General features: G+C 67.5%; 1 protein-coding gene. It reads left to right on the top strand.

Features of this window, described 5'->3' with window-relative positions; translation table 11 throughout:
* Window positions 1–17: 17 nt before the first annotated feature.
* On the top strand, window positions 18–240 hold a 223-nt coding region (locus NLU14_RS22790; RefSeq protein ID WP_275710897.1), incomplete at its 3' end, for a hypothetical protein.

Below are 240 nucleotides of genomic sequence, written 5' to 3'. Positions count from 1 at the left end.
AGCTGGGGTCGGGGGAGATGAAGCAGCTTTTCACGCCAAAGGCGGCCCCTGTGGGAAACATGGTGCGCGCCGGGTCCGGAGCGCGCACGGCATTCCGACCCCTCAGGTGGCAATGGCTCGCGGCCCTGATCGGATTGCTCCCCGATATCGCTTCGCTGTCGAACGGCCTCTGGCGCAAGGCGCATGCCCTGGTGCTGGCGCTGTCGACTGCCCTGATCCTGTTGTCGCCGGTCGCCGTCC

It is taken from the genome of Marinobacter iranensis (genome assembly GCF_029207565.1).
GTDB classification, from domain to species: domain Bacteria; phylum Pseudomonadota; class Gammaproteobacteria; order Pseudomonadales; family Oleiphilaceae; genus Marinobacter; species Marinobacter iranensis.
The sequence above is the reverse complement of the archived record's forward strand: the minus strand, read 5'-3'. Positions and strand labels throughout refer to the sequence as shown.